Raw genomic sequence first — 7,762 nt, forward strand, 5'->3', positions numbered from 1 at the left:
CAGAAGGCGTGGAAATGGTAATGCCTGGTGATAACATCAAAATGACGGTAAGCTTAATCCACCCAATCGCGATGGACCAAGGTTTACGTTTCGCAATCCGTGAAGGTGGCCGTACAGTAGGTGCTGGTGTTGTTGCGAAAATCATCAAATAATTGATGTATTAACTGTAACAAGTTAGATAAAGAAGGCGTATCGAAAGATACGCCTTTTTGTTTGCCTAAAATTCAGTGAAATTATAATGAAAGTTCAAATTAAACATGTGAATGTTAGGGAGAGAGAAATATTCTTTGGAAGAAAAGAGTGGCGGAAGGTCATGGGAGTTGAACCCACCCGGGAACGCTGGCGTCCCCAACAGGATTTGAAGTCCTGCCACCTCACCGGAGATGACGACCTTCCGTTATTGAAATTGCGGTTACTTTAGCGTAAATTAGTTCGCAATTCAACGCCATTTTGAAATAGGAATTAAAAATGACCGCACTTTTTCAACAACTTCCTTCGGTAGATAAATTTTTAAAAACCCCAGAAGGTGAAATGCTTTTAACTGAATTTGGTCATTCAGCTGTCGTGCGTGAATTGCGCCAATTATTGTCCGAAGGGCGCGAGTTTATTAAACAGCATCAGAATTTACCGCACTTTTTTGCCGATCATATGAGTACATTGCATTATTTACAAGAGCGATTGACTCAACAAAATCATGTACAAATTAAATCAGTTCATAATTTAACGGGTACGGTATTACATACAAATTTAGGGCGAGCATTATGGGCTGAAAGTGCACAACTGGCGGCACTTCATGCGATGAAAGGTAACGTTGCGCTGGAATATGATTTGGAAGAAAGCAAACGCAGTCATCGGGATAATTATATTAGTGAACTACTTGCACAACTCACAGGTGCAGAAGCTGCATGTATTGTGAATAATAATGCTGCAGCTGTACTCTTAATGTTAGCTACTTTTGCAAAAGATAAAGAAGTGATTATTTCTCGTGGTGAGTTAATTGAAATCGGTGGCGCATTTCGCATCCCTGATATTATGGCTCAAGCAGGCTGTAAACTTGTTGAAGTTGGGACAACTAACCGCACACATTTAAAAGATTATCGTCAAGCAATCAACGAAAATACCGCTTTCTTAATGAAGGTACATTGCAGTAATTATCATATTAGTGGATTTACCGCTTCGGTTTCAGAGCAAGAGTTAGTTGAGCTAGGACGAGAATTTGATATTCCTGTTATTACGGATCTTGGTAGTGGTGCATTGATTGATTTAAGCCAATATCATTTACCGAATGAGCCGACGGTACAAGAAAAAGTTGCACAAGGCGTAAACTTAGTGTCATTCTCGGGCGATAAATTATTGGGCGGAACACAAGCTGGCATTATTGTTGGTAAAAAAGAGTGGATTGCTCAGTTACAAGCTCACCCATTAAAGCGCGTGTTGCGTTGTGATAAAGTGATTTTAGCCGGGCTTGAGGCAACATTACGCCTTTATCTCCAACCCGAAAAACTCACTGAAACGTTGCCAACTTTACATTTACTCACCCAATCGATGGATGTATTAAAAGAAAAAGCCGAACAACTTAAAGTCTGTTTAGCAAACCGCTTAAAAGATTACCAGGTTGAGATTGAAGAAAGTTTTGCTCAGATTGGGAGTGGATCTCAACCGATGGCGACGATTCCTTCTATTGCAATAACGATAGCTGAAAAAACAGAGGCAAAATTGACCGCACTTTTAGCAATATTCAAAGCGTTAGAACAGCCGATAATTGGTCGTGTTGAGAAAGGAAAGATTTGGTTAGATTTACGTAGCCTGGCTGACTTCAAGGCATTATTAGATACGGTGGAAAAATTATGATCATAGTAACATCAGGGCACGTCGATCATGGTAAAACAGCCCTTTTAAAAGCACTGACAGGTACGAATACCGCCCATTTGCCGGAAGAAAAAAAACGTGGCATGACCATTGATTTAGGCTATGCCTATTTGCCTTTAAAAGAGAAAGTACTCGGGTTTATTGATGTGCCTGGCCATGAAAAGTTTCTCGCTAATATGTTGGCAGGGCTTGGAGGCGTGCATTATGCCATGCTTATAGTTGCTGCAGATGAAGGGATTGCCGCACAAACTAAAGAACATTTAGCGATTTTACGTCTGCTTCAATTTACTGAAATCATGGTCGTGATTACCAAGGCTGACCGAGCGACAGATGATCAAATTGAGGCACTAAAAACACAAATTCAGACGGATTATCCATTCTTAGCTCAATCTCATTATTTTATTACATCGGCACAAACAGGCTTAGGCATTGATGCGTTACGCGATTATTTAGCCAATTTACCTGAATTAGCTGAAATAAATAAACCATTTCGTTATGCTATCGACCGTGTCTTTAGCGTGAAAGGGGCGGGGACTGTAGTAACAGGCACAGCATTTGCAGGCTCAGTATCTATTGATGACGAACTTTTCCTTTCAACAGGACAAAAGGTTCGTGTTAAAAATATCCATGCTCAAAATACACCGAGTGAGAAAGGCTTGGCTGGTCAACGCTTAGCGCTCAATTTAAATGTCGATTTAGATCGTATTCCAATGCAGCGTGGCGATTGGTTGTTAGCCTCAGAACCACTTGATCCAACTGATCGTATTACCATTGAAATTACGCCTGAAGTGAATTTGAAAGATAGTCAGCCTGTGCACATTTATCATGCAGCAAGCCGTACAACAGGTAAGCTTACCTTGCTTGAAAGCAAAAATGCAATGAAAAATGACCGCACTTTGTCGGAAGTCATTTTAGAGCAGCCATTATTTTTGGCCTTTGGGGATAAATTAATTTTACGTAGTGGCGATGCAAAAGTATTAATTGGTGGCGCCAAGGTACTCGAAATTCATTCACCAAAACGTTATAAGCGTACAGAGGCTCGTCTAGCGTTCTTAGCTAAACTTAATCAGGCTAAAACCGCCACACAACGCATCGGATTGACCTTACAAAAAGAGGCGGTTTCAGCTCAAGCGCTAATGTGGAGTGAGCAGCTAACTGAAAATCAACTGGCAAAAGCGTTGGCTGAAAACGGTGATATTCGTTTCCAAAATTGGTGTTTTAATCGTGATTATCAACGTGAAAAAACGCAGCAAATTTTGACCGCACTTGCTACCTATCATGAGCAACATAATGATCAACTAGGTTTGAGTAAAGCCCGTTTATACCGTATTGCGACTTTAAACCAACCAGAAAATCTGATTTATCATTTTATTGAAGAAATGCTTGATGAAGGCCAATTGCAGCAGACTCGTGGCTGGCTACATTTGCCTTCACACAAAATTCAATTTTCAGCCGAAGAGCAAAGCTTATGGCAAGCAGTGTTAGCAGAATTTGAAAAGGCACATGGACAAGCCATTTGGGTGCGTGATATGGCAACGGCGTTGGCGCAAGATGAAAGTGCTATGCGTAACTTTATGTATAAAGCGGGTAAGCTAGGTTACCTCACGCCAATCGTAAAAGATCGTTTTTTCCTGACAGAGAGCATTTATGCTTATGCTCGCTTAATTAAGGAAATGGCAGGCGAAGAAGGTAAAGTTGCCGTAAATGAATTACGTGATAAGCTTAATTTTGGTCGAAAACTGACAGTGCAATTGATGGAATATTTTGACCGTACCGGCTTTTTACGCCGTAAAGGCAATGATCATATTCTACGTGATAAAGACACATTTGATTTATAGGTAATACATGAAAAAGACATTCATTTCAGCCTTAATTTTAACCGCACTTTTTACGGTAACAGGTTGCGAAGATAAAGAAGCGAAAGCAACGATTGAGCAACAAACACAGACAATTGCGCAACTGACGGTAGAAAATACGCAATTAAAAGCTGAAAAAGAGAAGGCTGAGAAGGTTATTCCGGCAATTATTGCTCAAGATGATGTGATTTTTGATAAAGAGGAAACCATCAAATACCCTAAATCGACCAAAGAAGATGAATATGTCCCTACTGAAGGTAAACTTCATTACAGTATTTCTACACTAAAAACGAATATTGAGTGGTTAGATACACTACTTTTAGAGCAAATTTCAAAAAATGCTGATGGTAAACCAAGAAGCCGTGAGCAGCTAGTTGCAGATTACCAAAAAGCATATGATGAAGCTAAAAAAGAAATGTTGGAATCTCCGATAATGGGGATTGATGAAACCTTAGATTTAGCATTTAATCATCAAAGAGGTAAGCTTGCTGTATTTTTAATAAACTATTACAGCTATGGTGGTGGGGCTCATGGAGTTGGTGGCTACCATTATATTAATGTTGATTTAGAAACGAAAAAACTACTTTCATTTGATGATGTTTTTAAACCAAACCAGCAAGCTAAATTAAAAGAGTTGCTTTGGGAACGTTACACTCGATACGGCGAGGTAAAAGATGAGGAAGCATTTACATCAAAAGATGCTTTTGAGGTGACCGACAATTTCTATTTAGATCATGATGGAATTCATTTTGTATATAACGTGTATGAAATTGCGTCTTATGCAGAAGGACCACAGGAGCTGGTGATTGAGTGGTGGAATGCCTCTGCTTTATTGAAGCCTGAATTTCTTCAGAAACAGTATTATCCCATTTCGAGTAATACTGTCGAATAACAAAGTGCGGTCAGTATTGACCGCATTTTTATTGACCTTTTTTCACCCAGTATTTGAAAGGTGTGTCTTGGGTTTCACTCGCTAAAAGGGTATGTTCCATAAATTGGCAGAAGCTGGGAATATCGCGAGTAGTGGCAGGATCGTCCGCTAAAATAAGCAATACTTCACCTTCATTCATGTGGCGAATGTTTTTTCTCACGAGCATCACAGGTTCAGGACAACGTAAACCAACGGTATCAAGGGTTTTATCGACAGTAATTTCAGTCATGGTTATTCATTAGTTTTATTGAAATTGAGCTACATAATACAATAATTATGGGGAAATTTCGATAAATCCGCTATCAATGATAAACTACGCAACAAGTTTACTTGAATAATGATTCCATGGCTGAATACCTTATCCCCAAAAGTGCGGTCGTTTTTGAAGAAGAAATTAAGAAAAGTCGATTTATCACGTATTTGCAACATACGGAAGGACTTGAACAAGCCAAAGCTTTTTGGATAGAAATTAAATCCCAGCATCCTAATGCTCGTCATCATTGTTGGGCAGCAGTGGCCGGCAAGCCAACAGATTCGCAGCAATTAGGCTTTTCTGATGACGGTGAACCGGCAGGTACTGCAGGGAAACCGATGCTGTCGGCTTTACAAGGTAGCCAAGTTGGTGAAATCAGTGCCGTTGTTGTTCGTTATTATGGCGGCATTTTATTAGGCACTGGCGGTTTAGTTCGTGCTTATGGAAATGGTGTGCAGCAAGCTTTAAAATTATTAGAAACTGAACGAAAAGTCGAACGTCAGTTATTCCAAGTTCATTGTGATTATGCACAATTAAATTGGCTCCAAATTTTATGTGAACAGCATCAAATTGAAATTTATCAGCAAGATTTTCAAGTGCAGATTACATTGCAGTTAGGCATTAGTGAAGATCAAATTAAACCTTTTGAACAAGCATTAATTGAGCGTTCGGCAGGAACGTTGAAATTAGAAGAAATGAATTAAGCGAGATATTGTGCATATTTTATCCATTATTCGGATTATCGGCATTTTGATCATGTGTTTTTCCGGCACGATGCTGATTCCAGCCTTTGTGGCGCTTATTTATGGCGATGGCGGCGGTAAAGCGTTTATGCAGGCTTTTGCATTAAGCTTAACCGTGGGCATGTTGCTTTGGTGGCCTTGTCATCACCATAAACAAGAATTGCGGTCTCGTGATGGTTTCTTAATTGTGGTGGCATTTTGGTTCGTTTTGGGCGGTCTAGCAACCTTGCCATTGCTATTATTTGATTCACCTCATTTAACAGTGGCTTCCGCCGTGTTTGAAGCATTTTCTGGGCTAACAACCACGGGTGCCACCGTCATGACAGGATTAGATAATTTACCGAAAGCCATTCTGTTTTATCGTCAATTCCTACAATGGTTAGGCGGGATGGGGATCATCGTACTTGCGATTGCGATTATTCCTTTATTAGGTATTGGCGGAATGCAGTTATACCGTGCAGAAATGTCAGGCCCAATGAAAGATCAGAAAATTCAGCCACGGATAGCGGAAACGGCAAAGGCATTGTGGTTTGTTTATTTCTTTTTAACCATGTCTTGTGCTTTGGCTTACTGGCTAGCGGGTATGACACCATTTGATGCGATTACACATAGTTTCTCAACCGTGTCTATTGGCGGCTTTTCTACTCATGATGCTAGTATCGGCTATTTTAATAGTTCGGCGATTAATTTTATCACGGTCATTTTCTTGTGGATTTCGGCTTGCAACTTCGCATTGCACTTCAGAGCATTTTCGACCTTAGGACGAGAAAATATTTTGAAGATTTATACAAAAGATCCAGAATTCCGCTTCTTTATGAGTATTCAAATTTTGCTTATCGTGGTTTGTACATTGGTGATGATAAGCCATCAATATTTTGACTCCTCATGGCAAGATTTTGAGCAAGTCGTATTCCAAGCGGTATCGATCTCAACAACAACAGGTTACACCACATCAAATTTCGCTGAGTGGCCTTCTTTTGTGCCAATGTTATTAATTATTGCTTCTTTTATTGGGGGCTGTGCGGGCTCAGTTGGTGGCGGTTTGCGTGTTGCACGGATTTTAGTGTTATACCTTCAAGGTGCGAGAGAGCTGAAGCGATTTGTTCACCCAAATTTAGTGTATCCAATTAAATGGGGCAAAAATGTCCTTGATGAACGTGTGATTGGAAGTATTTGGGCCTTTTTCTCTGCATATCTATTGGTATTCACTATTTGTTTATTAAGTGTGATTGCCTGTGGTGTTGCACCTTTTGATGCCTTTAATGCAGTGTTGGCAAGTATTAATAACCTTGGACCAGGCTTAGGTTCAGTAAGCAGTAATATGACAGCGATGCCAGATAGCGCTAAATGGATACTGACTATTGCGATGGTGTGCGGACGTTTAGAAATCTTCACACTATTGGCGCTCTTCACACCGGCATTTTGGAAGGAATAATGAAAACATTAATTTTATATTCAAGCCACGATGGGCAAACAAAAAAGATTGCTGAATTTATGGCTAGGTATCTTGAAGGAGAAGTGGTGGTTTCACCGTTAACGGAGGAACTGGATCTCCCATTTTTTGATCGGGTGATTATTGGGGCATCTATTCGTTATGGTCATTTTAATAAACAGTTATACCATTTTGTGGAACGCCATCATGAATTGCTGAATGCAAAAAGTGCGGTCTTTTTTGGCGTAAATTTGACAGCGAGAAAAGAAGGAAAAGATACACCAGAGGGAAATGTCTATGTGCGTAAGTTCCTTCAACGCATAAAATGGACTCCAGCAAAAGTTGGCGTATTTGCAGGTGCATTGCTATATCCACGTTATAAATGGATTGATCGTATCATGATCCAATTGATTATGAAAATTACAGGTGGTGAAACGGATACAACCAAAGAAATTGAATATACCGATTGGGGAAAAGTAAAGACATTTGCAGAAAGCCTGAATTCGTAGAATAAAACACCATAAAAATAGTGTTTTTTAGACTATTTGATTAAAAGATCTTCAACTAAGAAAAAATTTACATTTTTTTACAAAAAGATCTTGCAAAGGCATCTGAAATGCCTATAATACGCCCCACACAACGACGCGCTGTTGTGACTCTTAAGAAAACCAGTGCGTC

8 protein-coding genes and 1 tRNA gene are annotated in these 7,762 nt (G+C 39.8%); 7 read left to right on the top strand and 2 right to left on the bottom strand.

Going from position 1 to position 7,762, the window contains the following annotated elements; all coding sequences use genetic code 11:
* A partial coding sequence (locus DPV81_RS09240; protein WP_521684505.1) for an EF-Tu C-terminal domain-related protein occupies window positions 1-152 on the top strand: 152 nt, incomplete at its 5' end.
* A 149-nt stretch (window positions 153-301) separates the two neighbouring features.
* Here the strand turns inward: DPV81_RS09240 and DPV81_RS09245 are convergent.
* A tRNA-Sec gene (locus DPV81_RS09245) sits at window positions 302-396 on the bottom strand.
* A gap of 72 nt (window positions 397-468) precedes the next feature.
* On the opposite strand from DPV81_RS09245, the gene selA reads away from it, so the two are divergent.
* The 3 genes from selA to DPV81_RS09260 are packed head-to-tail and all read left to right on the top strand — an operon-like array spanning window position 469 to window position 4,617.
* On the top strand, window positions 469-1,851 hold the full coding sequence (gene selA, locus DPV81_RS09250; protein ID WP_111388066.1) for an L-seryl-tRNA(Sec) selenium transferase: 1,383 nt from the start codon (window positions 469-471) through the stop codon (window positions 1,849-1,851).
* A complete protein-coding gene (selB, locus tag DPV81_RS09255; RefSeq protein ID WP_111388068.1) occupies window positions 1,848-3,707 on the top strand; it encodes a selenocysteine-specific translation elongation factor in 1,860 nt (619 codons plus the stop codon). The genes selA and selB overlap by 4 nt, the downstream gene beginning before the upstream one ends.
* Window positions 3,708-3,714: 7 nt before the next feature.
* A complete protein-coding gene (locus DPV81_RS09260; protein WP_111388069.1) occupies window positions 3,715-4,617 on the top strand; it encodes an RsiV family protein in 903 nt (300 codons plus the stop codon).
* Window positions 4,618-4,645: 28 nt separating this feature from the next.
* Here DPV81_RS09260 and tusA read toward each other — a convergent pair whose 3' ends face one another.
* A complete protein-coding gene (tusA, locus tag DPV81_RS09265; protein WP_005697464.1) occupies window positions 4,646-4,885 on the bottom strand; it encodes a sulfurtransferase TusA in 240 nt (79 codons plus the stop codon).
* Between the two features lie 116 nt (window positions 4,886-5,001).
* Between tusA and DPV81_RS09270 the strand changes: the two genes are divergently transcribed.
* Genes DPV81_RS09270 through hemG form a run of 3 tightly spaced genes read left to right on the top strand, consistent with a single transcriptional unit; the run spans window position 5,002 to window position 7,593 of the window.
* Complete coding sequence (locus DPV81_RS09270; protein WP_111388071.1) at window positions 5,002-5,613, top strand: YigZ family protein; 612 nt, start codon at window positions 5,002-5,004, stop codon at window positions 5,611-5,613.
* A 10-nt stretch (window positions 5,614-5,623) separates the two neighbouring features.
* On the top strand, window positions 5,624-7,087 hold the full coding sequence (locus DPV81_RS09275) for a TrkH family potassium uptake protein (RefSeq protein WP_165818979.1): 1,464 nt from the start codon (window positions 5,624-5,626) through the stop codon (window positions 7,085-7,087).
* The gene (gene hemG, locus DPV81_RS09280) at window positions 7,087-7,593 is read left to right on the top strand and encodes a menaquinone-dependent protoporphyrinogen IX dehydrogenase (protein ID WP_111388074.1); all 507 of its coding nucleotides are present in this window, start codon (window positions 7,087-7,089) and stop codon (window positions 7,591-7,593) included. The genes DPV81_RS09275 and hemG overlap by 1 nt, the downstream gene beginning before the upstream one ends.
* Window positions 7,594-7,762: the final 169 nt, after the last annotated feature.

The organism is Haemophilus parainfluenzae (assembly GCF_003252795.1).
GTDB lineage: Bacteria > Pseudomonadota > Gammaproteobacteria > Enterobacterales > Pasteurellaceae > Haemophilus_D > Haemophilus_D parainfluenzae_K.

Excerpts from the sequence above, each read along its gene's own strand:
- selA (WP_111388066.1), top strand. The coding sequence starts at position 469 with ATGACCGCACTTTTTCAACAACTTCCTTCGGTAGATAAATTTTTAAAA.
- selB (WP_111388068.1), top strand. The coding sequence starts at position 1,848 with ATGATCATAGTAACATCAGGGCACGTCGATCATGGTAAAACAGCCCTT.
- DPV81_RS09260 (WP_111388069.1), top strand. The coding sequence starts at position 3,715 with ATGAAAAAGACATTCATTTCAGCCTTAATTTTAACCGCACTTTTTACG.
- tusA (WP_005697464.1), bottom strand. The coding sequence starts at position 4,885 with ATGACTGAAATTACTGTCGATAAAACCCTTGATACCGTTGGTTTACGT.
- DPV81_RS09270 (WP_111388071.1), top strand. The coding sequence starts at position 5,002 with ATGGCTGAATACCTTATCCCCAAAAGTGCGGTCGTTTTTGAAGAAGAA.
- hemG (WP_111388074.1), top strand. The coding sequence starts at position 7,087 with ATGAAAACATTAATTTTATATTCAAGCCACGATGGGCAAACAAAAAAG.